The organism is Rathayibacter tritici, assembly GCF_001641005.1.
Taxonomy (GTDB): Bacteria; Actinomycetota; Actinomycetes; order Actinomycetales; family Microbacteriaceae; genus Rathayibacter; species Rathayibacter tritici.
In genome coordinates, this window is record NZ_CP015515.1 from 1,046,201 (window position 1) to 1,072,844 (window position 26,644).

Here is a 26,644-nt window from a genome sequence, read left to right on the forward strand (position 1 = left end):
GGCCGTTCTTTTCAGCCGAGCTCGCGGCTGAAGTTCAGGAGAGCGTCCGCGAGGTGGGCGTCCGCCTCCTCATGGCCGATGCACGACCCGCCGACGCCTCATCCCGCTGCCGCGATCGCATCCGCCGCCTGCACGAGGGCGAGGTGCGAGAGGGCCTGCGGAGTGTTGCCCGCGTGCCGGCGGCCCTCGACGTCGTACTCCTCCGCGAGCAGGCCGACGTCGTTGCAGAGTCCGACCAGGCGGTCCATCAGCGTCCGCGCGTCGTCGATCCGGCCGGAGTCGGCGTACTGCCGCACCAGCCAGAAGGAGCAGGCGAGGAACGGGTGCTCACCGCCGGCGAGGCCGTCGACCGAGGACTCGGTGCGGTAGCGGTGCAGCAGGCCGTCCTGCAGGAGCGCGCGCTCCAGCTCGGCGACGGTGCCCAGCATCCGCGGGTCGTCGGCCGCGACGAAGCCAACCATCGGCAGGACCAGGAGTGACGCGTCGACCTCCGGAGAGCCGTAGGACTGCACGAAGTGGCCGCGTTCGGCGTCGTAGCCCTGCGCCTCGATCTCGGCGCGCACCTCCTCGCGCAGGCGCTCCCAGGTTTCGACTGGGCCCGGCAGGCCGCTCTCGCGCACGGCACGGACGCCGCGGTCCAGCGCCGCCCAGATCATCACCCGCGAGTGCGTGAAGTGCCGCGGCTCGCCCCGGATCTCCCAGATGCCGTTGTCCGGACGCTGCCAGTTGGTCTCGACGAAGCCCAGCAGGGCGCGCTGGAGCGGCCAGGAGAATTCGGTCTCGTCCACTCCGGCCATGCGCGCCTCGTGCAGAGCGACCATCACTTCGCCGATCACGTCGGCCTGGTACTGGTCGACGGCGGCGTTGCCGATCCGCACCGGGGACGCGCCGTCGTAGCCGGGCAGGCTCGGCATCTCGCGCTCGGGCAGGTTTCGTTCACCCGCGAGGCCGTACATGATCTGCACGTCCTCCGGTGAGCCGGCCACCGCCCGCAGCAGCCAGGCCCGCCACTTCTGCGCCTCCCGCTCGAACCCGTGCGCGAGCAGCGCCTGCAGGGTGAGCGAGGCGTCGCGGAGCCAGACGTAGCGGTAATCCCAGTTGCGGCCGCCGCCGAACTGCTCGGGGAGCGAGGTGGTCGCGGCGGCGACGATACCGCCGGTCTCATCGTCGGTAAGAGCCCGGAGGGTCAGCAGCGAGCGGACGACGGCGTCGCGGTGCGGGCCGTCGTAGCTGATCGCCGACGCCCATTCGGACCACCAGGCCAGAGTCCGCTCGAGCGCGCGGTCCACGTCGAGGCGCTTCGGCGCGCGCTGGTGCGAGGGGAACCAGGCCATCGAGAGGTCGATGACCGCGTCGGATGCGACCTCGAACTCGGCACTGTGGGCGTGATCGACGGCCTTCAGGCGGACCCCGCGCACGACGACCGCGTCGGGGCCGGCGACGGCGACGAGCAGCGGGTCCTCGTCGGTCCCCTCCTGCCGCATCCACGGCATGGTGCGGGCATAGTCGAAGCGGATCCGCAGCTCCTGCCGCATCCGGACCGTTCCCGAGACTCCGCGTACCCGGCGCACCAGTTCGGCGCGCTCGTCGCGCAGCGGCATCACGTCGACCACCTCGACCACCCCGGTCGGAGTCGTCCAGCGGGTGACCAGCGCCAGAGTGTCGCCGAGGTAGTGGCGCTCGCTCGTCGCCCGGCCGTCCACGGGCCGCAGCGACCAGCGACCCTGGTCGTCACCACCGAGGAGGGCGCCGAAGACGGAGGCGGAGTCGAAGCGGGGCAGACACAGCCAGTCGATCCCCCCGTCGCAGGAGACGAGAGCGGCCGTGCGGCAGTCGGAGAGGACGGCGTAGTCCTCAATGGGGGAGACCATGCGGTGATCCTCTCAGGTTCCCCTGTCCTCTCCCAGTCAAGGCGGAGCGGAGCTCTTCGGCGCCGCCGTAGGGTGAGCCGCATGGTACAGACTGTCTCGACCCTGCTCATCCTCGGAGCGACGGGAGACCTGTCCTCGCGGCTGCTCCTGCCCGCCGTCGGCCAGCTTCTGGCCCGCGAGAGCGACCGGCGCGTGCATCTCGTCGGTGCCGGGCGCGAGGACTGGACCCAGGAGCACTGGCGCGAGGTGCTGACCAGCTCCTTCGCCACCGTCGAGGCGACCGGTGCGGGGGTGGACGCGCTTCGCTCCGGCACGCGCTACCAGCAGGTCGACGTGACGGATCCGGAGGCGCTCGCCGCGCTGCTCGCGAGCTGCGAGGGGCCCGTCGCGGTCTACTTCGCGCTGCCGCCGGCAATCGCGGCGAAGGCCTGTGAGGCGCTCGCCGCCCACGACCTGCCCGAGGGCACCGTGCTGGCGCTCGAGAAGCCGTTCGGCACCGACCAGCCCAGCGCCCACGCACTGAACGAGCGCCTCGCCGCGCTCGTCCCCGAGGACCGCATCCACCGCGTCGACCACTTCCTCGGCCGCGCGACGGTGATGAACGTGCTCGGACTACGCTTCGCGAACCGGATCCTGGAGCCGCTGTGGTCGGCCGAGCACATCGCGAGCGTCGAGATCGTCTACGACGAGCAGCTGGCCCTGGAGGGACGGGCGAGCTACTACGACACAGCGGGCGCGCTGACCGACATGATCCAGAGTCATCTGCTGCAGGTGCTCGCGGTGATCGCGATGGAGCCGCCGTCGACGCTCGACGCGGCCGACCTGCGCGATGCGAAGTCGATCGTCCTGCGCGCCACACGCCTGCACGGCGATGACGCCGCATCGAGCTCGCGTCGCGCCCGGTACACGGCGGGGACGATCGATGGGCGGGAGCTGCCGTCCTACGCGGACGAGAAGGGTGTCGATCCGGCGCGCACGACCGAGACGCTGGCCGAGCTCGTCGTCGAGATCGACACCTGGCGCTGGGCGGGCGTGCCGTTCACGCTCCGCTCCGGGAAGGCGCTCGGGGAGCGGCGACGCGAGGTGGTCATCCGCTTCAAGCCGGTGCCGCATCTGCCCCGCGGCTTCCACGGCGCGGAGGAGCCGTCGGTGCTGCGGTTGTTCCTCGCGCCCGACAAGATGGCGCTCGAACTCAGCATCAATGGCCCCGGAGATCCGTACACCCTCGAGCGCGCCTCGCTGGAGGCCGTCTTCGGCGCGGGCGAGCTGCTGGCGTACGGCGAGGTCATCTCGGGGATTCTCGACGACGATCCGTCGCTCTCGGTGCGCGGCGACGCGGCGGAGGAGTGCTGGCGGATCGTGCAGCCGGCGATCGACGCCTGGCACGCCGACGCGGTGCCGCTCGACGAGTACCCGGCCGGCAGCGACGGGCCCGAGGGGTGGCCGACGGTGTGACACGGGATCGCGGGTCGGCGGACACTGCCGACCCCTCGATCGCGGGAAAAGGGTCAGGGGCGGGTCGCGACGGGGGTGTCGGCCGCGAGGTCGGCGGCGGACGGCTCGGCCCAGACGGCGATCGGCTGCGGATCCCAGGTGAGCGCGGCCGGCTCGACCGGCGGTGTGGCGGCGCGCATCGCCGGGATCGCCGCAGTGAGCGGGGATGAGGTCCGCTCGGCGCCGGCGCGCAGCTGCTCCTCCTGGATCGCGGCAGAGAGCTCGTGGGCGAGCGATCGCGCGAGCATGCCGTGGAAAATCGGGTCGCGGTCGTCGTGGCTGCGACGCGTGACGACCCAGGAGCCCTCGGAGCCGACGAACGCGGCGAGGCGCTCGTGCACCACGGCGAAGAGCTCGTCCTGACTGAGTACGGGGGCCACCGCGACGACCTCGGGGGCCGGCTGGCGGCGCCTCAGACGAAACCTCATGACGAACCCCGTTTCCCGTGCAAGCAGCGACTGCGACCAGTGTCGCCGTGAGCACGCTTGACGAGCGGCTGACACGCCGCCCCGCGGGGAGGCGACGTGCCAGGAGGGGGCCTAGCGGTCGCGCTTCTTGCCGCGCTCCTCCTTGACGATCTCCTTCGAGTCGTAGGAGACGGAGCCGAGGGCGACGGTGACCGAGATGACCCAGCTGACCCACTGCAGGGCCAGACGCCAGTCCCGCGGCCCCTTGCGCGTGGTCTGCAGGATCGACCACCCGCCGACGATCGCGCTGATGACGCTGGAGTTGAAGATGAATTTGCGCATGCGTGTGCCTCCCGTGTTCCACTCCGACGCTAGCGGGTGCGGAACCTCTCAGAGGAACGCTTGACAGTACGGAGGGGTTCTCCCGCTACGGTGGACCGCCGCCGGGACCTGAGTCCTCGTGCCGGGGCTCGCCGAAGAGAACGGGAACGACATGCGCACGGCTGTGATCGGAGCAGTACTGCTCGTCGTCGGAGCGGCGGCCGTTATCGCCGGGGTCCTCCCGATGGACGCGCTGGGAGAGCTGGTCGAGCGGACGGCGCCGATCCTGGGCTTCGTTGTCGCGGTGACGGTGGTCGCCGAACTCGCCTCCGAGGCGGGGGTGTTCACGGTGGTCGCCGAGCGCTCTGCCGTATGGGGGCGCGGGCGCACCGCGGTGCTGTGGCTGCTGGTCGTAGCGATGGCACTGGTGAGCACGGTCTTCCTCTCGCTCGACACGACCGCGGTGCTCCTGACTCCGGTCGTGGTGCTGCTCGCGGCGCACGTGCGGGTCTCACCGCTGCCGTTCGCGATGGCCACGGTCTGGCTGGCGAACTGCGCCTCTCTCCTCCTGCCCGTATCGAACCTCACCAACCTGCTCGCCCAGCGGCGCCTGGGGGTCGAGGGCCCCTTCGCCTTCGCCGCGCTGACCGCTGTGCCCGCGCTCGTCGCGGCCGCTGTGCCCGTGCTGATCCTCGCGGTGCGCTACCGGCGCGAACTCGCCGGGCGCTACACGCCGGGGGAGCGGACGCCGGTCGCGGACCGGGTGCTGCTCGTCGGCGCAGGGACCGTGGTGGCTCTGCTCCTGCCCGCGCTCGTCTCGGGTCTGGAGGTGTGGATCCCGGCGACCGTCGCCGCGCTGGCGCTGATCGTGCTCTTCGCGATGCGTCGACCCTCTGCGCTGAAGGCTTCGCTCCTACCCTGGCAGCTCGTCGTCTTCGCGGCGGGCCTCTTCGTGGCGATGGAGGCGGCGCACCAGCTCGGGTTGGGCGCGGCGCTCGCCGTGGTCGCGGGCGAGGGGAGCGGGACGCTCGACCTGCTGCGCCTGGCCGGCTCAGGAGCGGTCGCTTCGAACCTGGTCGACAACCTGCCCGCGTACCTTGCCCTCGAGCCGGTCGCCGCGGATCCGCTGCGGCTGGTCGCCCTGCTGATCGGCGTGAACGCCGGACCGCTGATCACACCGTGGGCCTCGCTCGCGACCCTGCTCTGGCATCAGCGGCTGACCGCGCTGGGCGTGCACATCTCGTGGCGCCAGTACGCGCTGCTGGGCCTGGTCGCGGTCGTCCCGACGGTCGGCGGAGCGACGCTCGCGCTCGCCCTCGTGCAGGGCTGATTCCGGCCCCCGTCGGGGGCGGGCTGGTAGCCTCGACGGGCACGACGACGGCTCGACCGACGATTGGGACCACCATTCCTCCGCACTCCGCTTCCTCTTCCTCCTCCGCTGACGGGATCGATGCCGAGGCCTCGGGAGGGACCGAGCGCAACTCGTTCGTGGTCGTCTCGAACCGCCTCCCGGTGGACCGCGTCGTGGCCGAGGACGGCACCGCCTCCTGGAAGACCTCGCCCGGCGGGCTCGTCACGGCGCTCGAACCGGTGATGCGAGCGAACGAGGGCGCATGGGTCGGCTGGCCCGGTGTCGCCGACGAGGAGGTCGCTCCGTTCGTCGACAACGGCGTGCAGATCGTGCCCGTCGCCCTCAGCGCTCAGGAGCTCGAGGACTACTACGAGGGCTTCTCCAACGACACGCTGTGGCCGCTCTACCACGACGTGATCGCGCCGCCCACCTATCACCGTGAGTGGTGGGACGCCTACGTTCGGGTCAACCAGCGCTTCGCCGAGGCAGCCGCGGCCGTGACGGAGCACAACGGAGTCGTCTGGGTGCAGGACTACCAACTCCAGCTCGTCCCGAAGATGCTCCGGGAGCTGCGCCCCGACATCACGATCGGCTTCTTCAACCACATCCCGTTCCCGCCCTACGGGATCTTCGCGCAGCTTCCGTGGCGCCGGCAGATCGTCGAGGGCCTGCTCGGCGCTGACGTGATCGGCTTCCAGCGCCAGGGCGACGCGGGCAGCTTCCTGCGCGCGGTCCGGCGCCTGCTCGGCTACGACACCCGCAGCACGGTCGTCGAGGTCCCGGTCGAGGAGGACGCCGTCGGCGGTACCCGCCGAGTGAACCGCTCCCGGCGCGGGGCGAGCGTGCGCCCGGTCGTTGCCCGGCACTTCCCGATCTCGATCGACTCGGCCTCCTTCGAGGCGATGGCGCGGACCCCCGGGATCCAGGCGCGGGCCGCCGAGATCCGCGCCGAGCTGGGGAACCCCGCGACGATCATGCTCGGCGTCGATCGCCTCGACTACACCAAGGGGATCGGCCACCGCCTGAAGGCGTTCGGCGAGCTGCTCGCCGACGGCCGCCTCACCTCCGAGGACGCGGTGCTGGTGCAGGTCGCGAGCCCGAGCCGCGAGCGCGTGGACACCTACCGCCAGCTGCGCGATGACATCGAGTTGCAGGTCGGCAGGATCAACGGCGACTACAGCACGCTCGGGCATCCCGCAATCAGCTACCTGCACCACGGTTACCCGCGCGAGGAGATGGTGGCGCTCTACTTGGCCGCCGACGTGATGCTCGTCACGGCCCTGCGCGACGGGATGAATCTCGTCGCGAAGGAGTACGTCGCCTCCCGCTTCGACAACGACGGTGTCCTGGTGCTGAGCGAGTTCGCCGGAGCGGCGGACGAGCTCAAGCAGGCCGTGCAGGTGAACCCGCACGACATCTCGGGCCTCAAGGATGCGATGGAGGCGTCGGCGCGGATGCCGCGCGTCGAGCGCATGCGGCGCATGCGGGCGCTCCGGCGGCGCGTGCTCGAGAACGACGTGACGCGGTGGTCGGAGTCGTTCCTCGCGGCGCTTGCCGAGCACGCCGCCGGTCAGCAGCTCGCCGTGCGGCCCGCCGCTCGCGGCCCGGAGGCCCCACACGGTCAGGAGGCGGAGCATCGCGACGACGCGGCGCACGGCGAGGCGTCCGAGCTCGAGCGTGAGGCGGCCGACGACCGCGAGCTCGACGGCGGTGCACGGTGAGCGAGGGAGTGCCCGAGCGGCTCTCCGCCGCGTTGCGCGGGCTCGCAGCGACCGAGCGGCTCCTGGTCGCCCTCGACTTCGACGGCACCCTCGCGCCCGAGGTCGACGACCCCGCCCGGGCCCGGGCTCTCCCGGAGGCGCGCGAGGCCGTGTTGCGGCTGCTCGCCCTGCCCGCCACCCGGGTCGCCCTGGTCTCGGGCCGGGCGCTCGGGAGTCTGGAGGAGGTCTCGCAGCTGCCGGACGAGGCGCTGCTAGTGGGCTCGCACGGCATCGAGATCCGCCTGGACCCGGAGGAGGACGCGGTCCGCCTCGACGACGACGAGCGCGAGAAGGTCGGCGTGCTCGAGGACGTGCTGAAGGGCATTGCCCGCGGGATCGACAACGTCTGGATCGAGGACAAGCCCGCCGGTTTCGCCCTGCACACCCGCCTCGCGACCGAGCGCCACAGCCGCGTCGCCCACGTCGTCGCCCTCTCCGAGGCGCGCGCCGAGGTGCGGGGAGTCACGGTGCGCGAGGGCAAGAACGTCCTGGAGTTCTCGGTCCGCTCCACCACCAAGGGCGAGGCCGTGCAGCACCTGCGCCGCTACACCGGCGCGACCGCCGTGCTCTACGCCGGCGACGACGTGACGGACGAGGACGCCTTCGCCGTCCTCGGCCCCGGCGACGTCGGTATCAAGAGCGGCGAGGGCACCACCGCCGCCGCCTACCGGGTCCGCGGCCCCGAGCAGATAGCTCACGCCCTGCGCCTGCTCGCCGACCTGCGCTCGACGTAACCCGGACCTCCCCGGCCCGACCGGATGTCCAGGGGGACGGAGCGCGAGGCGGTAGCCTCGTCGCATGCCGGAAATCGATTGGAAGCCTCGCTCGCGCACCGTCACGGACGGCATCGAGGCCACGACGTCGCGCGGGATGCTGCGGGCGGTCGGGATGGGCGATGACGACTGGGAGAAGCCCCAGATCGGCATCGCGTCCTCCTGGAACGAGATCACCCCCTGCAACCTCTCGCTCGAGCGTCTCGCGCGCTCCGCGAAGGAGGGCGTGCACTCCGGCGGCGGCTACCCGCTCCAGTTCGGCACCATCTCGGTCTCGGACGGCATCTCGATGGGCCACGAGGGCATGCACTTCTCGCTCGTGTCCCGCGAGGTCATCGCCGACTCCGTCGAGACCGTGATGATGGCCGAGCGTCTCGACGGGACCGTCATGCTCGCCGGCTGCGACAAGTCGCTGCCCGGCATGCTCATGGCCGCGGCCCGCCTCGACCTGGCCGCCGTTTTCGTCTACGCCGGCTCGATCGCGCCGGGCTGGGTCAAGCTCTCGGACGGCACCGAGAAGGACATCACGATCATCGATTCGTTCGAGGCGGTTGGTGGCGTCAAGGCCGGCATCATGTCGGCGGAGGACGCCAAGCGGATCGAGTGCGCGTTCGCCCCGGGTGAGGGCTCGTGCGGCGGGATGTACACCGCCAACACGATGGCCAGCGTCGCCGAGGCGCTCGGGATGAGCCTCCCCGGCTCCGCCTCGCCCGCCGCGGCCGACCGCCGCCGCGACTACTTCGCTCGCAAGTCCGGCGAGGCGGTCGTCGAACTGCTGCGTGCCGGCACCACGGCGCGCGACATCCTCACCAAGGAGGCGTTCGAGAATGCGATCGCCGTGGCGATGGCGTTCGGCGGCTCGACCAACGTCATCCTGCACCTGCTCGCGATCGCCAACGAGGCCGAGGTCGACCTCACGATCGACGACTTCAACCGCATCGGCGACACGATCCCGCACATCGGCGACCTCAAGCCCTTCGGCACGTACGTGATGAACGACGTCGACCGCCACGGCGGCGTCCCCGCCGTGATGAAGGCGCTGCTGGACGCGGGGCTCCTGCACGGCGACTGCCTCACCGTCACCGGGAAGACCGTCGCCGAGAACCTCGCCGAGATGGACATCGCGCCGTTGGACGGCGAGGTCATCCGCACCCTCGACAATCCGATCCACGCGACCGGCGGCCTGACCATCCTCAAGGGCTCGCTCGCGCCGGAGGGAGCGGTCGTCAAGACCGCGGGCTTCGACGCCTCCGTCTTCGAGGGCCCGGCCCGCGTGTTCGAGCGCGAGCGCGGCGCGATGGACGCGTTGACCGAGGGCCGGATCGAGAAGGGCGACGTGGTGGTCATCCGCTACGAGGGTCCCAAGGGCGGCCCCGGTATGCGCGAGATGCTCGCCATCACCGCCGCCATCAAGGGGGCCGGGCTCGGAAAAGATGTACTACTGTTGACGGACGGGCGATTTTCAGGCGGCACAACCGGCCTGTGCATCGGCCATATAGCTCCCGAATCGGTGGACGCAGGTCCGATCGCATTCGTTCGTGACGGAGACCCGATTCGGGTCGACATCGCCGCTCGCTCGATCGACCTACTCGTCGACGAGTCCGAGCTCGCCGCCCGCCGAGAAGGCTGGGCCCCCCTTCCCCCGCGCTACACCCGCGGTGTTCTCGCCAAGTACGCCAAGCTCGTCCGCTCGGCAGCCGAGGGCGCCGTCACCGGGTGACCCGGCCCGCTCCGGCCGGCCCCGCATCCGCGTCTCCCGGGCACTCGCCTCCGGCCCCTGCTCGCCGCCGCACCACCTCGTGAAGGAACAGACACCCGCATGACTCCGGATCCGTCCGCCGTGCAGCCCGCACCGACGCCCCAGCCGCCCCGTCCCGCTCCTGCCCCGGGGGCCGCGCCCGCGGCCGAGGTCCTTACCGGAGCGCAGGCGGTCGTCCGCTCGCTCGAGATGCTCGGGATCGAGGACGTCTTCGGCTTGCCCGGCGGCGCGATCCTCCCGGTCTACGACCCGCTGATGGACTCCTCGAAGGTCCGGCACATCCTGGTCCGCCACGAGCAGGGCGCTGGCCACGCCGCCGAGGGCTACGCCTCGGCGACCGGCAAGCTCGGCGTCTGCATCGCGACCTCCGGCCCCGGAGCGACGAACCTCGTCACCGCGATCGCGGACGCCTATATGGACTCGGTTCCGATGCTCGCGATCACCGGTCAGGTGTTCTCGACGCTGATGGGCACCGACGCGTTCCAGGAGGCGGACATCGTCGGCATCACCATGCCGATCACCAAGCACTCGATCCTGGTCACGCGCCCCGAGGACATTCCCTCGGCCCTCGCCTCCGCCGCGCTGATCGCGACCACCGGCCGACCCGGACCGGTGCTGGTCGATATCACGAAGGACGCGCAGCAGGAGCAGGCGCCCTTCCTCTGGCCGCCGAAGATCGACCTGCCCGGCTACCGGCCGGTCACCAAGGCTCACGGCAAGCAGATCCAGGCCGCCGCGCACCTGCTGACGGAGGCGAAGAAGCCGGTGCTGTACGTGGGTGGCGGCATCATCCGCGCCCGCGCGGCTGCCGAGCTGAAGGCGTTCGCCGAGGCGTGCGGGGCCCCCGTGGTGACCACGCTGATGGCGCGCGGGGCGTTCCCCGACTCGCACGAGCAGCACCTCGGCATGCCGGGGATGCACGGCACCGTTCCCGCGGTGCTCGCACTGCAGGAGGCCGACCTGATCCTCGCGCTGGGCTCGCGCTTCGACGACCGGGTGACCGGGAAGGCCGCGCTCTTCGCGCCCCACGCCAAGGTCGTGCACGTCGACATCGATCCGGCAGAGATCTCGAAGATCCGGGTTGCCGACGTGCCGATCGTGGGCGACCTCAAGGACGTCCTCCCGGATCTCACCGAGGCGTTTGCCAAGGCCTCCGCCGAGGGACGTGCCGACACCGCAGAGTGGTGGAGCTACCTCACGGGCCTGCAGGCCGAGTTCCCGCTCGGCTATACCGAGCCCGAGGACGGCCTGCTCTCTCCGCAGTATGTGATCAAGCGCATCGGTGAGATCACCGGCCCCGAGGGCGTGTTCGCCTCCGGAGTCGGCCAGCACCAGATGTGGGCGGCGCAGTTCATCCAGTACGAGCGGCCCAACTCGTGGCTGAACTCCGGCGGGGCCGGCACGATGGGCTACTCCGTGCCCGCGGCGATGGGCGCGAAGGTCGGCGAGCCCGATCGCACCGTGTGGGCGATCGACGGCGACGGCTGCTTCCAGATGACCAATCAGGAGCTGGCCACCTGCACGATCAACGAGATCCCGATCAAGGTCGCGGTGATCAACAACTCCTCGCTCGGCATGGTGCGCCAGTGGCAGACCCTGTTCTACGAGGGCCGCTACTCCAACACCGACCTCAACACGGGCCACGACACCGTCCGGGTGCCGGACTTCGTGAAGCTCGCCGAGGCGTACGGCGCCCTCGGTATCCGGGTCACCAAGCCGGAGGAGATCGACGACGCCATCCGCCTCGCCATCGCCACCAACGACCGGCCCGTGGTGATCGACTTCGTCGTCAGCCGCGACTCGATGGTCTGGCCGATGGTCCCGCAGGGCGTGTCGAACAGCTACGTCCAGTACGCCAAAGACCACAGCCCGACCTGGGACGACGAGGAGTAGATCCGCATGACGCACCACGTTCTCTCCCTGCTCGTCGAGGACAAGCCGGGACTTCTCACCCGTGTCGCCGGACTCTTCGCCCGCCGAGGCTTCAACATCGAGTCGCTGGCGGTCGGGCCGACCGAACTGGACGGACTCTCGCGCATCACGGTCGCCGTCGATGTGGAGGACCTGCCGCTCGAGCAGGTCACGAAGCAGCTCAACAAGCTGATCAACGTGATTAAAATCGTCGAGCTCGACACCGACCAGTCGGTCCAGCGCGAGCACCTGCTCGTCAAGGTTCGTGTCGACAACGTCACCCGCTCGCAGGTGCTCGAGGCCGTGACGCTCTTCCGCGCCCGCGTGGTCGACGTCGCGACGGACGCCCTGGTGATCGAGGTCACCGGCGACACGGGCAAGACCAACGCGTTCCTGAGGGTGATCGAGCCCTACGGCATCAAGGAGATCGCGCAATCGGGCCTGCTCGCCATCGGGCGCGGCTCGAAGTCGATCACCGAACGCGTCTTCAAGAACTGACTGCGAACTCTTCCCACTACAGAACGCGAACACTCCACTACAGAAAAGGACTCACCACGTGACCGAGCTCATCTACGACGCCGACGCCGACCTCTCCATCATCCAGTCCAAGAAGGTCGCGATCGTCGGCTACGGCTCGCAGGGCCACGCGCACGCGCAGAACCTCCGCGACTCCGGCGTGCAGGTCGTCGTCGCGCTGAAGGAGGAGTCGAAGTCCAGGGCCAAGGCCGAGGACGACGGCTTCGAGGTCAAGAGTGTCGCCGACGCCGCCGAGTGGGCCGACCTGATCATGATCCTGGCGCCGGACCAGCACCAGCGCGCGATCTACAGCGAGCAGATCGCCTCCAGGCTGACGGAGGGCAAGACGCTGGCGTTCGCGCACGGTTTCAACATCCGCTTCGGCTACATCGAAGCGCCCGCCGGAGTGGACGTCATCCTGATCGCGCCGAAGGCCCCGGGCCACACCGTGCGCCGCGAGTTCGTCGCCGGTCGCGGCATTCCGGACATCATCGCTGTCGAGAACGACGCGTCCGGCACCGCCTGGGAGACTGCGAAGTCCTACGCGAAGGCCATCGGCGGCACCCGCGCCGGCGTCATCACGACGACCTTCACTGAGGAGACCGAGACCGACCTGTTCGGCGAGCAGGCCGTGCTCTGCGGCGGCACCTCGCAGCTCGTCCAGTACGGATTCGAGACCCTCGTCGAGGCGGGCTACCAGCCCGAGATCGCCTACTTCGAGGTGCTGCACGAGCTCAAGCTGATCGTCGACCTGATGTGGGAGGGCGGCATCGCCAAACAGCGCTGGAGTGTCTCGGACACCGCTGAGTACGGCGATTACGTCTCGGGCCCGCGCGTCATCGATCCGCGCGTGAAAGAGAACATGAAGGCGGTCCTCGGCGACATCCAGAGCGGTGCCTTCGCCAAGCGCTTCATCGCCGACCAGGACGCCGGCGCGCCCGAGTTCCAGGAGCTGCGTGCCCGCGGCGAGAAGCACCCGATCGAGGAGACCGGCCGCGAGCTGCGCAAGCTCTTCGCCTGGAAGCAGACCGACGAGGACTACACGGACGGCAGCGTCGCGCGCTAGCCACTCGCTAGCCACTCCGCCGCGATCGAGGGAACCTCGGTCCGTCGAAGGAACCCGCACTTGCGGGATCCCTCGACGGGCCGGGGTTCCCTCGCGTTCAGAGGGGGGTGGGGGCGGGGTGGGGGAGGCGGCGGAGGCCGCCCTTGGGGGGCACGAGGACGGGGTCGGGCCAGCGGGGAGAGAGGTGGTCGCCGAGGGTGACCCGGCGGAGCTTGCGGCCGACGAGGGGGAGGACCCAGTCGGCGGCCCACCGGCGCTGCTCGCGCAGGCGTTCGCGGAGGGGGAGCGGCTCGGGCGCCTTCCACGGACCGGTCGAGATCGTATGCGGGACGCCGAGCGTGTCGAGCACGCGGCCCGCGAGGACGCGGTGGCCCCGCTTGGAGAGGTGCATCCGGTCCGCCGACCACAGCATGGGGGAGTGGAACTCTTGCATCGCCCAGTAGTCGACGAGGACCGCGCCCCGCTCGCGGGCGATCCTGCGCACGGCGCTGTTGTAGAGGTGATTGCGGCGCACGAACATTTTCGGAGCGGGCAGGCCCGGGATGTCGACGCCGGTGAAGAGGACGAGGGAGGCGCCGGTCGTCGCGAGGGCGTCGACCAGCGTTTCGTAGCGGGCGATCAGTTCGGCGGTGTCAGTGCCGAGGTCGAGGATGTCATTGCCGCCCGCGTAGAGCGTGACCAGGGTGGGACGCAGAGCGAGGGCCGGGGCGAGCTGGTCGTCGATGATCTGCGCGAGGCGCTTGGAGCGGATGGCGAGGTTCGCGTATTCCCAGCCGGGCTCGGCCTTCGCCAGGCGCTCGGCGACGCGATCGGCCCAGCCGCGCACACCGTTCGGCAGGCGCGGGTGCGGGTCGCCGACTCCCTCCGTGAAGGAGTCACCGAGGGCGACGAAGCGGCGGCGGCGGTCGTCCATCCGCTCAGCCTCTCTGCCGGGGGAGAACGCCGGGTGTCCGACGGGCGTCGGGGAGGCGGCGGGCTCCGAGCCTCCTGCGAGCTGCGCGCGGCTAGGGTGTTGCGGTGATCGATGGTGGACCGGGCCGCTCCCCGGAGGACGAAGACCCGGCGACCCGGGGCGAGACACCCGTCCCGAGCATGGAGGACGAGGACGACGAGGCGCTGGAGTGGGCGGGTGAGGGCGCGGATCCGACCCTCGCTGCGGGCGAGGCGCGAGCGCGCCGGGCGCAGCGGGCGGCGGGCTCCTCAGCGAACCGCGCGGGCGACAGCGCGGCTAACGACGAGGGGGACGACTCCGGGGACGACGATTCCGCGGACGACGCGGCCTCCTCCTCCGCTCTGCTGATCGCCTCGGGCATCGCCGCCGGGCTCTACCTCCTGTACGCCATCGCCTGGGCGATCACGGCGACGCGGCAGGGGCCGACCGTCGTCCAGCGGTTCGAGCCGGGCGACGGGCTGGGTCAGGGGATGTACACGCTCGGACTGTGGCTCGCGGTCGCGGCACCGCCGGTGTGGTTCGCCGTCGTGCTGCTCGTCACCCGCGACTCCCGAGTGCGTGCCCGCGTGCTCTGGCTCGTTGCCGGGCTCGTTCTGCTCGCTCCGCTGCCGTTCCTGAAGGGGGCGTGATGACCGACTCGACCCGGGCCACTCTCGGCGGGACCGGCCGCGGCGACCGGAGGGGCGGGCGCCTCGTCGCCTCCGTGCTCATCGCCGTCGCCTTCGCGCTCTTCTTCGCCTGGGACGTCTGGGAGGCGATCGGCAACCTGATCGGTCTGCGCAGCTACGCGGCGCTACTGGACACCGACCTGACTCCGACCGGCTGGACCGTGCTGCTGCTCGCTCTGGTGCTGCCGGTGGTCTGCTTCGTCGTCGCTCTCGTGCTCGGTCGCCGGCGCGGCCTCGCCGCGAGGGCGGGTCTGCTGGCCGCGGCGCTCTGCCTCTCGGCCGTGCTCTCGCTCGACGTGCAGCTGATCCTGGGAGTCGAGAGCCTGGTCTCCCTGGTCTGACCGTCCGCATCGCTGAGCTGACTCTCCGCGCGTCATCCGGCGCGGGACGCCTGCACCCCTCCGCTACAGTGACGGGGGGCTGCCGACGCTCCCGCCTCGGTGCCCACTCCGTCCCCTCTCCGAAGGAAGCGCCTCTCGTGACACAGCCGGTCGTCCTGATCGCCGAAGAACTCTCGCCCGCCACCGTGGACGCGCTCGGTCCCGACTTCGAGGTCCGCTCCGTCGACGGCACCGACCGTCCGGCGCTCCTCGACGCTCTCGCCACGGCGCACGCGATTCTCGTGCGCTCGGCGACGCAGGTCGACGCCGAGGCGATCGCCGCCGCTCCCTCGCTCCAGGTGATCGCCCGTGCCGGCGTGGGCCTGGACAACGTCGACATCGCCGCCGCGACCGCCGCGGGGGTGATGGTCGTGAACGCGCCGACCTCGAACATCATCTCGGCCGCCGAGCTGACCGTCGGGCACATCCTGAGCCTTGCCCGCCACATCCCCGCCGCCCACAGCGCGCTCGCGCAAGGCCTCTGGAAGCGTTCGACGTACACCGGCGTCGAGCTGTACGAGAAGACCGTCGGCATCATCGGCCTCGGTCGCATCGGTGCTCTGATCACCGCGCGCCTGCAGGCCTTCGGCGTGACCGTCGTCGCCTACGACCCCTACGTGACCAGCGCCCGCGCACAGCAGCTCGGCGTCACGCTCCTGGGGCTGGAGGAGCTACTCGCGCAGAGCGATTTCATCACCATCCACATGCCCAAGACTCCCGAGACGACCGGCATGATCTCGGACGAGCAGCTGGCGCTGATGAAGCCGACGGCGTTCCTCGTCAATGTCGCACGCGGCGGGCTGATCGACGAGGACGCCCTGCACCGTGCTTTGGTCGCGAAGGCCATCGCCGGCGCCGGGCTCGACGTGTTCGTGAAGGAGCCGCCGACCGACTCACCGCTGCTCGCCCTCGAGAACGTGGTCGTCACTCCGCACCTCGGGGCCTCGACCGACGAGGCCCAGGAGAAGGCCGGAGTCTCGGTCGCCCGCTCGGTGCGCCTCGCGCTCTCGGGCGAGCTCGTGCCCGACGCGGTGAACGTCGCCGGCGGGGTGATCGATGCGTACGTGCGCCCGGGCATCCCACTGATCGAGAAGCTCGGCCAGGTCTTCTCGGGTCTTGCGGACTCGCCGGTCACGTCGATCGACGTGGAGGTGCGCGGCGAGCTCGCCGGTTACGACGTGAAGGTGCTCAAGCTCGCGGCGCTCAAGGGCGTGTTCAGCAACGTGGTCTCGGAGACGGTGTCCTACGTCAACGCGCCGGTGCTCGCGGAGCAGCGCGGGATCGAGGTGCGCCTGATCACCGACGCGGTCTCGGACGAGTACCGCAACGTGATCACGCTGCGCGGGGCGCTCTCGGACGGCTCGCAGATCTCGGTCTCGGGCACGCTGACCGGCACGAAGCAGGTCGAGAAGATCGTCGCGATCAACGGTTACGACGTCGAAGTGCCCCTCGCGAAGCACCTTGTCGTGATGAGCTACGTCGACCGACCGGGCATCGTCGCGGTCTACGGCCGCGAGTTCGGCGACGCGGCGGTCAACATCGCCGGCATGCAGATCGCGCGCACCGAGGCGGGCGGCAAGGCCCTCTCGGTGATCACCATCGACTCGCCCGCCCCTGAGGGCCTGCTCGAGAAGGTCCGCATCGCGATCGACGCCGACCTCATGCAGGAGATCGACATCACCGAGCAGTGAGCACGCGGCGCTTCGCCTAGGTCGACGTCGTCGGCGTCGAGCCGTTCCGCGGCAACCCGGTGGCGGTGGTCGTCGACGGCGACGGCATCGCGGATGCGGCGATGGCGGAGTGCGCGATCGAGGTGCGGGCGTTCCTCCCGGAGGTCGGCACGCGTCGAGCGCGCGGGCGGCGAGATCGGGGTCGGTGGCGCGACGGTGACGCGGATCGACGGGGTCGTGCTCCTTTAAGACGGGCGCGGTCCTCGGCCGTCCGTGGCTGATCCTTCAGCCGCGCGGGGAGAGATTGGCGCGCGGGGAGCGATCGGCGCACGGGTGGCGTCCGTCGCCTCCGTCAGCACGGCGACGAGCTCGTCTCGACCGACGCGGGCGAGGTGCGGTGACGGCGGTCCCCACGCCGACAGGATCCGGGTGGCTAGAGCCTCGACGTCGATGTCGCCCAGGGGGACGACCAGCGACCAGCGCTGGGCGAGGACGGCCAGTGCCGATTCGTCTCCGGACGGGAGGCCGAGTGCGCTCAGGACCGCCATCGACGCGGCGGCACGGCGGCGAGGCGCTCCCCAGACCCGCGCGTCGGCCCGGGCGCGCCGGTCGATCGCCGGCAGCAGGGCGGCCAGGCAGCCGACTTTGGACACTCCGGTGACAGAGGCGAGCTCGTGCGCCAGGAACCAGCCGGGGAACGCGAACGCTGCGCGGCCCGCATGCATCGCAGGGGCGTGGCTGAGGCCGCTCAGACGGGCGATCTCGAGCCGAGTCTCCTCGGCCGCTGGTCCGCTCGGACCGGAGGCGACGGCGTCGCCCAGGACAGCGAGCCGGCCGGCGGTGGCGAGCGCGAGCTGGTCAGCACCGGCCTGCGTTGTCGGGCTCGCGTAGGGCTCGAGCGTCCGCGCGAGGGCCTCGAAGACGCCGGAGAGTACTGCGGCGGCGCTGAGGGAGCGGGTCAGTGCGGGCTCGAGCACGGCTGCCTCCGGAAGCAGGACCGATCCTGACACCAGGAAGCGGCGATCTCCCGCGGCGAGGACGGCGTTGCTGTTGCGCTCGGATCCGGTGCCGAGCGTGGTCGGCATCGCGATCAACGGCAGACGTGAGCGCGCGGTCTCGAGCACAGCGTGTCCCGGAGCCATCGACGTCGCCGCCTGCAGGTCGGCCCCCTCCGCCGCTGCTCGTGCCAGCTTCGCCCGGTCGATCACCGAACCCCCGCCCAACGCTAACACAGCTGAGAAACCTCGTAGCAAGCGTGCATCTTCGAGAACGGCATCGATGGTCGGAAAGCCGCTCACCGGGTGCACCGACGTCGGGATCTGTTCTCGCGTGAGCGTGTCGAGAACGTAGGTCGGCCCGGGGCCCGAGAGGAGTGCGCGATCGACGAAGACGATGACTTCTCCGGCCGAGTCCTGGGCATTTCTCACCGCGCGCGCGCGAAGCGCGCGTATGCCCTCTGTGTCGAATCCTGTCAAGAGAGCAGTAGCGATCAGTGAGCGCATAAGTATTACTCCATTCGGGTCTTGACCTGATGATGTCACGTACTGCTAGTGTGCGAGAGCTTGCTGGGGAGGGTGGCGAAAGCGTCGGAACTAGTGGGCATTCCTATTCACAAACAAGCAAGGGGGAAGCCATGGAACGGAGCCTGCTGAGCGGTTACACCGCTTACGCATCGCCGACGGAGATCCAGAGCATCGTGCTCAACGACGCAGAGCTGGGTGACGTGGGAACGTCGGTCAGCCTCAGCGTCAGCGTGAGCTACTCGCTGTCGTTCTCCTGGTCCTGGTCCTGGACCTGATCCGTCTGAGGACGGGTTCCTGATCGGCGCCGAGCCGTCCCCGGGGCGGCTCGGCGCTGACTTCTCGTGACTCGCTTCTTCGAGGAGCATTCTTTCCCACCCGCCTCCTTTCTCCTGCCCTTCTCTGAGGAAGGAGAAGCGAGAGGCGGACAGTGTGCGCTTCCCCGAGGGAGGTGACCGCCACCGCGCCATCCAGACCTCACCGCCCGAAAACACGACAGGAACTGCGAGGCCTCCGGTGATGACGACCAGCCCGACGACGGCCGCGGCGATCGACCTGATCACGTCCAGCGAGCCGGTCTCGCAGGACGACATCGACCGCCGCCTGAGCCCTGCGCACCGGATCGGCCCGGCCTCGGCCGTGCTCCAGACCGTCCAGGCGATCCGCCTCAGCCGGCCACGAGTCGTGCGCTCGACGCGCGAATCCGACCAGCTGACCGCCGTCCACGTCGAGTCCGAGGCCGGAATCGCGGGGATCGTCTACGTGCAGGAGACCGCGGAGGGCCGCCTCGAGGGCCTCCGGCTGGTCGCTGCGGTTCCCCCGCTCGCCGACGCGGACGACCTTCGCGGCGCGCTGTCGGACGTGGCGGGAACGGTCTCGGTGCTGATCCGCGACGGGGCCCGGCTCGACCGCTCGGGTGCCGAGGTCGTCGCCGGATCGTCGTTGATGAAGCTGTTCCTCCTCGACGCGGCGCTGGGTGCCGTCGAGTCCGGCGAGTTCTCTCTCGCCACCGACTGCGTCATCCGGGCATCGGACATCTCGTATCTCAGCAGCGGCCTGACTCCGGCGCATATCGGCAGGTCGGTGTCGCTCCGTGACCTCTGCTCGCTGATGGTCCTGCGATCCGACAACAGTGCGGCGGACATTCTTCTCCGCATTCTCGGCGCGGAGAGAATACTCGCGACAGCCGAGTCGCACGGCCTGTCTCGCGCGCTGAATACTCCACTGCTCTCGACCAGGGACTACTACCGTCGCGCCTGGGGTGCGGCAGCGGATCCCGCGGCCGATCATGCTACTGTCGACGCCCTCCTGCGCGCGAATGCTCTCGAGGACATCCGATACCCGGACGGGCTGGACTACTTCGTGACGCCCGAGTCGATCGACAGCGTGATGCGTCGCCTGTCCGAGCGGCCGTGGACTCCGTGGCTGACGGAGAATCGATGGGAAACCGCTCCGATCATTCAGTTCAAAGGCGGCTCCGCACCCGGCGTGCTCGCCGGCTCCTGGCTGCTCGTGACTCCCGATTCGGTGAAAGGACTGACTTTCTGCTTGAATGGAGATCAGCCGCTCGGCGCGATCGAGGAAGTCTATGCATTCGCGTGTGCCGAGGCGGTGCTCTCGACGGGGGACATGTCGCGGAGCGACGGAACGAGGGGGATCTGATGCTGACCGAGGCGATCACGGACAGGCTGGTGGGGCGCAACCGCTCCACGGTTGTCACGTCTGCGGAGGGCCTGGTTTTCCGCAAAGTGTTCTCAGGTGAGCGGGCCGACGCCGACCGGCGCTTCCGCAACACCCTGCACTGGGAAGAGGTCCGTCGCGCGCGGGAGCTGACGTTCTCGCCGGCGATGCTCTCGAGCGACGCCGAGGCGCGGACGGTCGTCTTCCCCTATCTGCTCGAGGCGCGCTCGCTCCAGCAGGTGCTCGACAGCGCCCAGGACACGGACGAGGCCGAGCGCCTCTTCGGCCGGGCCGGCGCGATCCTCGGCGAGCTGCACTCGATCACGGGGCTGCATCCCTCCCTCGACACCGACGGCTCGGAGGACGAGCCGTTGCACGGGTTCGACTGGCTGAGCCCAGACGCCTACGCCCGGGCAAGCGGCGGCGAGCTCGAGTGCTGGCGGCTGTTCCAGCACGACGCCGAGCTGGTCGAGGCCGTCCGCACCTGGACGACGGGTCAGCGCCGATTCGAGGTGGTGCCCTCGCACGGCGATCTGCGCCCGGATCAGTTCCTCGTCGGAGCCGACGATGAGCCGGTCCTGATCGACTGGGAGGAGTTCACCGTCGCTCCCGCGCACCGCGATGTCGCGGGGCTGCTCGGGGCGGTGCTCTTCGACGCGATCGCGCGCGCTTTCACCGGAGTCGATTCGCCGGAGAGCTCGCCGCTGGACTTCCACAATCTTCTGCTCGAGCGCGGCGAGACGATGCTCGACCGGGCGCGGCCGGTGGCCGCCGCGATCCTCGCGGGATACCGCAGCCGTTCCGACCAGGACCTGGATCGCGACGAGATCGCCCGGGGCGTCGGCTGGTACGTGATCGAGCGCGTCATTGCGCGATCGATGCTCTCGTACGCGATGTCGGCCTCGGACCGAGCGCTGGCCGGCATCGGCCGCCAGGCGATGCTCGAGCCGGGCAGCGCCGCTCTCCTCCTAGGCGAGGTGAGCGCATGAGCGCCGCGGGGCCCTCGGCGGCCGAACTCGCCGGGCTCCTCGAGTTGGATGCCGATCGCGGGGTGCTGATGCTCGGCGACGCGCGCCTCGACCTCGACGCCCTGGATCCCCGGCGCGGACTGTCGACCTGGCTCTACGCCACGCTGCACGCGGGCAACCCGGACGTGTTCGCGACGACGTCGCTGCTTCCCGACGAGGCCTTCGAGGAGGAGATCCGAGCGGCCCTGCCGGATCCAGGCGTCAGCGTGCCCGTAGAGGCCCCGCTCGGAACCGCCGCTGTCGCAGGCGTCGTCGAGCTGCACCGTGTGCGCGTGCGGTTCGACGACGAGGAGCTGACCGAGTCGCTGGGAGCCCGACACGCGCGCGTCTCGTGCCTGCGCCCGAATCTCACTCCGGGTTTCTTCATGTTCGTGCACGAGCGCGCCGACCGGCCGGCGGCCCCCGGATCGATGCTGCGTCACTACGTGCGGGTCGAAGACCCGGACGAGGCTCTCGCGTTCTGGGCCGCCAGTGTGCACGAGCTCGTGCGGCTCGGCCTCTCGTTCCGCACCAAGATGCTCTCGCGGCCGGACGCGTTCCCGCGCAACGACTCCCTCGTCTACTACTCCTCGGTCGACGCGGACGCGGTCGCCGCGGCGCTGAGCGCTCTCGTGGCATCCTCGGGAGCCGAGACGAGCGGGTCGCCGCTGTGCGCAGAGGTCGTCCCGGGGCTGCGGGTCGCCGCGGATCCGCTCCGCTCCGGGCGAGAGCAGAGCTTCGGTGAGAGCCGGTGCGCCGCACTGGCCGTCGGAGTCGCCGCCGCCGTGACCGCGGGCGGCTCCCTGGTCGAACACCTCCGCGACGCGCTCGTCGAGGCCGGCATCGATCCGGATGACGTCGCCCGCAACCTCGCGCCCGGCGCGAGTGGGGATCGTGCCGCGTGAGCGAGATCTCGCTGCTCTGCCCGCATCAGCCGAGCGGTCCGGGGATCGTCCGGCGCTACGCCCGGGCCGTCCGGGAGGGTCGTTATGCGCGCCTGTGGACGGGCCAGTCCTTCCAGATCGAGAGCCACATGGCCCTCGCCGGCCTCGGCGGGACGGAGGACGCGGTCCCGGTCGGGATCGGTACCGCGCTGGCTCCGCTGCGCACGCCGTATGACGCTGCGCTCCAGGCGCGTTCGCTCGCAGCGGTCCTCGGCCGCCCCGTCGCAGTGGCCTATGGCGCCTCCGACCCGGACTTCGTGATGGCGACCAGGGGGGCTCCGCTGGAGCGCCCGGCCAGCTACACCGCCGCTTACGCGGGCATGGTCCGCGACCTGCTCGCCGGACGCTCCGTGACGAGCGTCGAGCCCGGCCTGGAGGCCCGTGAGGCGCGGCTCCCCGCGTTCGAGACGGGACCGGTCGAGGTGGGGACCGGGGTGTTGCGGCCCGGGATGGCGTCGCGGTCGCGCGATCTGGTCGACTTCGTCGTGACCTGGATGACGCCGCGGACCTACGTGCGCGACGTCCTCCTGCCGCGCCTGACGCGCGCGGACGGCTCCCGGGCACGGGTGGTGACCAACGTGCACGTGGCCCTCACCGGGCCGGGACGCTCCCCGAACCTGCTCGCGCAGGCCGGCTGCTCGAACCACCTGGCGCGCTTCCACTACTCCGACATGCTCCGCCGCGCCGGGATCGACGCGCACCCCTCCGACATCGCCTCCGGCGCGCGCGAGCTCGTGCGCCGGAACGTCTTCGTCGTCGGCGACGCGCAGGAGGTCGCGGAGCAGATCCGCGACATCGGCGGGCACGGCATCGACGAGGTGGTCGTCAACCCGACGGCGGTGGCCACGGTGCACGGCGACGAGGCGGCCCTCGACGACCTCCAGCAGATCAGTGAAGCCCTGAGACCGAAGGTGATGTCATGAAGATCGAAATCCTGCTCCCCGTCCTGCTGCTCGGTCTGGCGTTCCTGATCTACTGCTACGTCGATCTGATTCGCAGCGCGGGCACCCGGTACCTGCCGAAGTGGGCGTGGGCGATCATCTGCGCGATCTCGATCCCCCTGGGCGGAATCCTCTACCTTATCTTCGGCCGGACCGAGCAGCGTGCAGCCCAGTAGCGAGGTGCAGAGCGGGACCGAGGTGCGGCCCAGGAGCAGCGTGCTGGTCCGCGCCGATGGTGCCACGGTACGGTTCGGCTCGTTCACGGCGCTGGACGGCGTCGACTGCTCGTTCGCGGGGACCGGTGTGCACGGCCTGATCGGAGTGAACGGCGCGGGGAAGACGACGCTCATCCACGCGCTGCTGGGGTTGATTCCGGTCACTTCCGGGCGGATCGAGCGCGGCTCCGGCGAGATCGCCTACTGCCCCGACACCCCCAGCTTCGAGCCGTTCCTCACGCCGCTCGAGGTGATGGCGCAGTCGGCGCGGCTCGGCGCGCCTGCGAGCGGAGTCGCCACGCGGCGCGCGATCCGGGACCTGTTGGCGCGGGTCGGGCTGCAGGACGCCGCGCGGCGCCGGGTGGGCGGGTTCTCGCGCGGGATGAAGCAGCGGCTCGGGATCGCCGCCGCGCTGGTGCGCCGACCCTCGCTGCTCATCCTCGACGAGCCCACGAGCGCCCTCGATCCGGTCGGGCGCGAGGCGATCCTCGAGATCGTGCGCCGCCTCGGCCGCGAGATGTGCGTCGTGATCTCCAGCCACATCCTCACCGACGTCGACTCGGTGGCCGATCGACTCGTGGTCCTGGACCACGGACACCTCGTCTTCGCGGGGGACAAGGGTGCGTTCATCGAATCCGCCTCGGTGCGCTCGAGCATCGTCGTGTCCTCGTTCGAGGACGCGTCGGCCTTCCGTGCCCGCCTCGCGACGGCAGGGGTGGCGTCGGAGCCGGCCCTCGGCTCCGTCCGCGAGCTGCTCGTGCCGATGGGGTCGGTCGAGCCGCTGCTCGCGGTGATCGCGCGCAGCAGCGGCGACATCCGCTCGATCAGTTTCGGCGAGAACTCGCTGCAGCAGGCGTTCATGAACCGGATCGGCGCGCTCGCCGAGGCCGGGGCGGGGGAGCGGTCGTGAGCCTCTCCGTCGAGTTCAAGCGCTGGAATCGCACGCGGAGGTTGCTGGTCGTGGCACTCCTGTTCCTCTTCTCCGGCATCACGTCGCCGCTCATCGCCGAGTACAGCGCCGACATCTTCGGCGCGCTGGGGGCGACCGAGACCGTGACCATCACCGTCTCGGCGCCCACCTGGCAGAACCTCGTCGACTCCTACTTCAAGAACTCGTCGCAGCTCGCCCTGCTGCTCTCGGGCTACCTGGTCGGCTGGGCCTGCGCGCTCGGGCCGGATGAGCGCCTGCGCCTGTTCTACCGCTCGCGGGCGACGGGTCCGTGGCAGATTTTCGGCCCGCGGCTCGCGGTCTCGGCGATCGTCGCCTCGATCGGGGCACTCGCCGGCGCGCTGATGGCGGGGTACGAGACGGTGGTCCTGCACCCCGACCTCGACGGGGGACTCCTCGTCGGAGGGCTCGCCCTGCAGGCCGGCGCGCTCGTCGTGTTCGTCCTCCTGGCCGGAGTCCTGGCGTGCTGGACGAACGCTCCCTTCCTCTCCGCGATCGCCGTCGCGGCCGTCGTCTTCCTCGGTGGGCTCTTCGCCGGCGCGGAGGGGTTCCAGCAGTGGTCCCCGACCGCCCTGCTCTCGCCCTCCGGCCTGATCGCCGGTGACGGGCCCGACCAGTGGGGCGCCGTTCTCGTCTCGCTCGCGGTCCTGACCGTCGCGATCGCGAGCGTCCTCCTCATCCGCATCCGATCGAACGGACATCGAAGCACATGATCGAGACAGCGACCCAGACGCCGACCGCGCACCGCTCCGAGGAGCTGATCGGCGTGCACGGCCTCACCAAGACCCTCGGCGCAAGGACCGTGGTCGACGACGTGTCCTTCTCGCTGCGGCGCGGATCCGCGTTCGGCCTGCTCGGACCCAACGGCGCGGGCAAGACCACGACGGTCCGCCTGCTGACGGGGCTGCTCACTCCGACCGCCGGCTCCGTGGAGCTGTTCGGCGAGGCGCTCACAGCGGAGTCGGCTGACCGCCTCCGCCACCGGATCGGCGTGCAGACCGACGGCAACCTCTACGACCTGCTCACCGTCCGCGACAACCTCACGGCCTGGGGCGAGCTGTTCGGGATGTCGACGGCCCGCCGGATCGCGCGCATCGACGAGGTGCTCGAGCTGTTCGGCCTCTCGGACCGGGCGGACGACGTGCTCGGCTCGTTCAGCAAGGGCATGCGGCAGAAGGTGGCGATCGCCCGGGCGATGCTGCACGAGCCCGATGTGCTGTTCCTGGACGAGCCCACCTCAGGGCTGGACCCCGAGGCCGCCGCCGACCTGATCGGCCACCTCTCGTCGCTGACCGCGTCGAGCGAGGTCGCGGTCGTGATCTGCACTCACCAGCTGCAGGGCCTGGAGACGCTGTGCGACAGCATCGGGATCCTCGACCGCGGCCGACTGGTCGCCTCGGGCCCCGTCGCGCAGCTCCTCGAGCAGCGCTGGCCGGACACCACGGTGCAGCTCACTGTGGACGGGGACCCGGCCGCCGCCCTCGCGATCATCGCGCGCGCCGCCTCCGCACCGCCCACCTCCGACGACGGCGTCCTGACCCTGCGCGTGCGGTCCGAGGCCGACATCCCCGCCCTGGTGCAGGCGCTCGTCGGCGGAGGCGTCCGCCTCACCTCGATCCTCCCTCGGCGCCACACCATCGAGGAGTACTACTTCACGACCATCGGAGCAGAACGATGAACCGCCGCCGCGTCACCGCCCTCGTCCAGAAGGACTTCCGCGAGATCCTGCGCAACAAGCAGGCACTCGCCCCGATCATCGTCGTGCCGATCCTTTTCGTCACGGTGCTCCCGGTGCTCGTGCTCCTCCTCGGGAGCAACCAGACGCTGATGGCGTCGATCAACGGAATGCAGCAGTTCCTCGCGAACCTGCCCGCAGGCATCGTCCCCGCCGACTACGACCTGGCGCAGTCCACCGCCTACGCGATGGTGATCTACTTCTTCGCGCCGATCTTCCTCCTTATCCCGGTGATGGTGGCCAGCGTCACGGCGAGCGCGAGCTTCGTGGGCGAGAAGGAGAAGCGGACGATCGAGGGGCTGCTCTACACGCCGCTGACCAACAGTGAACTGGTGCTGGCGAAGATCCTCGTCTCGCTGATCCCCGCGGTGCTCATCACCTGGGCGGCGTTCCTGCTCTACGGCCTCGTCGTGAATCTGGTGGGCTACCCGCTGTTCGGCGGGCTCGTCTTCCCGACCGCCACTTGGCTCGTCTCGGCATTCGTACTCGCTCCGCTGATCGCCTTCCTCGCGATCTGCCTGATCGTGGCGGTGTCGCAGCGAGCGACGACGGTGCAGGGCGCGCAGGGCACCGCCGCCTTCCTGGTGCTTCCGCTGGTGGGGCTGGTCGTCGCGCAGACGGCGGGGCTCTCGCTCTTCAACCTCGCCGTCGCCGGGGTCGGCGCGGTCGTGCTCGTGCTGGTCGACCTGGCCCTGTTCTTCGCCGTGGTGCGGCGCTTCGACCGGGAGCGGCTGGTGACGCGGCTCTGACTCGG

At 70.5% G+C, this 26,644-nt stretch carries 26 protein-coding genes; 21 read left to right on the top strand and 5 right to left on the bottom strand.

Annotation, left to right across the window (positions count from 1 at the left end; genetic code table 11):
• Positions 1–98: 98 nt before the first annotated feature.
• Complete coding sequence (locus tag A6122_RS04665; protein WP_068252157.1) at positions 99–1,871, bottom strand: glycoside hydrolase family 15 protein; 1,773 nt, start codon at positions 1,869–1,871, stop codon at positions 99–101.
• A gap of 81 nt (positions 1,872–1,952) precedes the next feature.
• Here A6122_RS04665 and A6122_RS04670 point away from each other — a divergent pair, with 81 nt between their 5' ends.
• Complete coding sequence (locus A6122_RS04670) at positions 1,953–3,326, top strand: glucose-6-phosphate dehydrogenase (RefSeq protein ID WP_181137211.1); 1,374 nt, start codon at positions 1,953–1,955, stop codon at positions 3,324–3,326.
• A gap of 53 nt (positions 3,327–3,379) precedes the next feature.
• Here the strand turns inward: A6122_RS04670 and A6122_RS04675 are convergent, their stop codons facing one another.
• On the bottom strand, positions 3,380–3,793 hold the full coding sequence (locus tag A6122_RS04675) for a hypothetical protein (protein ID WP_146076702.1): 414 nt from the start codon (positions 3,791–3,793) through the stop codon (positions 3,380–3,382).
• A 111-nt stretch (positions 3,794–3,904) separates the two neighbouring features.
• The gene (locus tag A6122_RS04680) at positions 3,905–4,114 is read right to left on the bottom strand and encodes a hypothetical protein (protein WP_068252165.1); all 210 of its coding nucleotides are present in this window, start codon (positions 4,112–4,114) and stop codon (positions 3,905–3,907) included.
• A 151-nt stretch (positions 4,115–4,265) separates the two neighbouring features.
• Between A6122_RS04680 and A6122_RS04685 the strand changes: the two genes are divergently transcribed.
• The 7 genes from A6122_RS04685 to ilvC all read left to right on the top strand — a co-directional run bounded on the left by A6122_RS04685 (position 4,266) and on the right by ilvC (position 13,229).
• A complete protein-coding gene (locus A6122_RS04685) occupies positions 4,266–5,423 on the top strand; it encodes an ArsB/NhaD family transporter (protein ID WP_068257046.1) in 1,158 nt (385 codons plus the stop codon).
• 116 nt (positions 5,424–5,539) lie between these two features.
• A complete protein-coding gene (locus A6122_RS04690) occupies positions 5,540–7,165 on the top strand; it encodes an alpha,alpha-trehalose-phosphate synthase (UDP-forming) (protein WP_167542404.1) in 1,626 nt (541 codons plus the stop codon).
• Positions 7,162–7,938 carry a trehalose-phosphatase gene (otsB, locus tag A6122_RS04695; RefSeq protein ID WP_068252168.1) on the top strand — a complete coding sequence of 259 codons (777 nt, stop codon included), beginning with the start codon at positions 7,162–7,164 and terminating at the stop codon, positions 7,936–7,938. Before A6122_RS04690 ends, otsB begins: the two co-directional genes overlap by 4 nt.
• A gap of 64 nt (positions 7,939–8,002) precedes the next feature.
• Positions 8,003–9,697, top strand: coding sequence for a dihydroxy-acid dehydratase (ilvD, locus tag A6122_RS04700; RefSeq protein WP_068252171.1), 1,695 nt, complete (start codon positions 8,003–8,005; stop codon positions 9,695–9,697).
• A gap of 99 nt (positions 9,698–9,796) precedes the next feature.
• Positions 9,797–11,629 (top strand): acetolactate synthase large subunit, encoded by a 1,833-nt coding sequence (locus A6122_RS04705; protein WP_068252173.1) that lies wholly within the window; start codon positions 9,797–9,799, stop codon positions 11,627–11,629.
• 6 nt (positions 11,630–11,635) lie between these two features.
• On the top strand, positions 11,636–12,145 hold the full coding sequence (gene ilvN, locus A6122_RS04710) for an acetolactate synthase small subunit (protein ID WP_097166525.1): 510 nt from the start codon (positions 11,636–11,638) through the stop codon (positions 12,143–12,145).
• 58 nt (positions 12,146–12,203) lie between these two features.
• Positions 12,204–13,229, top strand: coding sequence for a ketol-acid reductoisomerase (ilvC, locus tag A6122_RS04715; RefSeq protein WP_068252178.1), 1,026 nt, complete (start codon positions 12,204–12,206; stop codon positions 13,227–13,229).
• A gap of 97 nt (positions 13,230–13,326) precedes the next feature.
• On the opposite strand, the gene A6122_RS04720 is transcribed toward ilvC, so the two are convergent.
• The gene (locus A6122_RS04720) at positions 13,327–14,142 is read right to left on the bottom strand and encodes an SGNH/GDSL hydrolase family protein (protein WP_068252180.1); all 816 of its coding nucleotides are present in this window, start codon (positions 14,140–14,142) and stop codon (positions 13,327–13,329) included.
• A gap of 104 nt (positions 14,143–14,246) precedes the next feature.
• On the opposite strand from A6122_RS04720, the gene A6122_RS04725 reads away from it, so the two are divergent.
• From A6122_RS04725 to serA, 3 genes are all read left to right on the top strand, one after another.
• The gene (locus A6122_RS04725; protein ID WP_068252182.1) at positions 14,247–14,810 is read left to right on the top strand and encodes a hypothetical protein; all 564 of its coding nucleotides are present in this window, start codon (positions 14,247–14,249) and stop codon (positions 14,808–14,810) included.
• Positions 14,810–15,190 carry a hypothetical protein gene (locus A6122_RS04730; protein ID WP_084415822.1) on the top strand — a complete coding sequence of 127 codons (381 nt, stop codon included), beginning with the start codon at positions 14,810–14,812 and terminating at the stop codon, positions 15,188–15,190. The genes A6122_RS04725 and A6122_RS04730 overlap by 1 nt, the downstream gene beginning before the upstream one ends.
• Positions 15,191–15,327: 137 nt before the next feature.
• On the top strand, positions 15,328–16,920 hold the full coding sequence (serA, locus tag A6122_RS04735) for a phosphoglycerate dehydrogenase (protein WP_068252185.1): 1,593 nt from the start codon (positions 15,328–15,330) through the stop codon (positions 16,918–16,920).
• A 224-nt stretch (positions 16,921–17,144) separates the two neighbouring features.
• Here serA and A6122_RS04740 read toward each other — a convergent pair whose 3' ends face one another.
• On the bottom strand, positions 17,145–18,401 hold the full coding sequence (locus A6122_RS04740; protein WP_068252187.1) for an iron-containing alcohol dehydrogenase: 1,257 nt from the start codon (positions 18,399–18,401) through the stop codon (positions 17,145–17,147).
• Positions 18,402–18,532: 131 nt separating this feature from the next.
• On the opposite strand from A6122_RS04740, the gene A6122_RS04745 reads away from it, so the two are divergent.
• The 10 genes from A6122_RS04745 to A6122_RS04790 all read left to right on the top strand — a co-directional run bounded on the left by A6122_RS04745 (position 18,533) and on the right by A6122_RS04790 (position 26,639).
• Positions 18,533–18,697: a signal protein gene (locus A6122_RS04745; RefSeq protein ID WP_068208500.1), complete on the top strand. Its 165-nt coding sequence runs from the start codon at positions 18,533–18,535 to the stop codon at positions 18,695–18,697.
• Between the two features lie 241 nt (positions 18,698–18,938).
• Positions 18,939–20,081 carry a serine hydrolase gene (locus A6122_RS04750; RefSeq protein WP_068252189.1) on the top strand — a complete coding sequence of 381 codons (1,143 nt, stop codon included), beginning with the start codon at positions 18,939–18,941 and terminating at the stop codon, positions 20,079–20,081.
• Positions 20,081–21,088 carry a phosphotransferase gene (locus A6122_RS04755; protein WP_068252192.1) on the top strand — a complete coding sequence of 336 codons (1,008 nt, stop codon included), beginning with the start codon at positions 20,081–20,083 and terminating at the stop codon, positions 21,086–21,088. Before A6122_RS04750 ends, A6122_RS04755 begins: the two co-directional genes overlap by 1 nt.
• The gene (locus tag A6122_RS04760) at positions 21,085–22,011 is read left to right on the top strand and encodes a T3SS effector HopA1 family protein (RefSeq protein ID WP_068252194.1); all 927 of its coding nucleotides are present in this window, start codon (positions 21,085–21,087) and stop codon (positions 22,009–22,011) included. Before A6122_RS04755 ends, A6122_RS04760 begins: the two co-directional genes overlap by 4 nt.
• Complete coding sequence (locus tag A6122_RS04765) at positions 22,008–22,973, top strand: LLM class flavin-dependent oxidoreductase (protein WP_068252196.1); 966 nt, start codon at positions 22,008–22,010, stop codon at positions 22,971–22,973. The genes A6122_RS04760 and A6122_RS04765 overlap by 4 nt, the downstream gene beginning before the upstream one ends.
• On the top strand, positions 22,970–23,167 hold the full coding sequence (locus tag A6122_RS04770) for a PLDc N-terminal domain-containing protein (protein WP_068252199.1): 198 nt from the start codon (positions 22,970–22,972) through the stop codon (positions 23,165–23,167). The genes A6122_RS04765 and A6122_RS04770 overlap by 4 nt, the downstream gene beginning before the upstream one ends.
• 40 nt (positions 23,168–23,207) lie before the next feature.
• Positions 23,208–24,116, top strand: a complete 909-nt coding sequence (locus tag A6122_RS04775; RefSeq protein WP_068252201.1) for an ABC transporter ATP-binding protein — start codon at positions 23,208–23,210, stop codon at positions 24,114–24,116.
• Positions 24,113–24,868 carry a hypothetical protein gene (locus A6122_RS04780; RefSeq protein WP_068252203.1) on the top strand — a complete coding sequence of 252 codons (756 nt, stop codon included), beginning with the start codon at positions 24,113–24,115 and terminating at the stop codon, positions 24,866–24,868. Before A6122_RS04775 ends, A6122_RS04780 begins: the two co-directional genes overlap by 4 nt.
• Positions 24,865–25,833 (top strand): ABC transporter ATP-binding protein, encoded by a 969-nt coding sequence (locus tag A6122_RS04785; protein ID WP_068252205.1) that lies wholly within the window; start codon positions 24,865–24,867, stop codon positions 25,831–25,833. Before A6122_RS04780 ends, A6122_RS04785 begins: the two co-directional genes overlap by 4 nt.
• Positions 25,830–26,639, top strand: coding sequence for an ABC transporter permease subunit (locus A6122_RS04790; protein WP_068252208.1), 810 nt, complete (start codon positions 25,830–25,832; stop codon positions 26,637–26,639). Before A6122_RS04785 ends, A6122_RS04790 begins: the two co-directional genes overlap by 4 nt.
• Positions 26,640–26,644 lie beyond the last annotated feature (5 nt).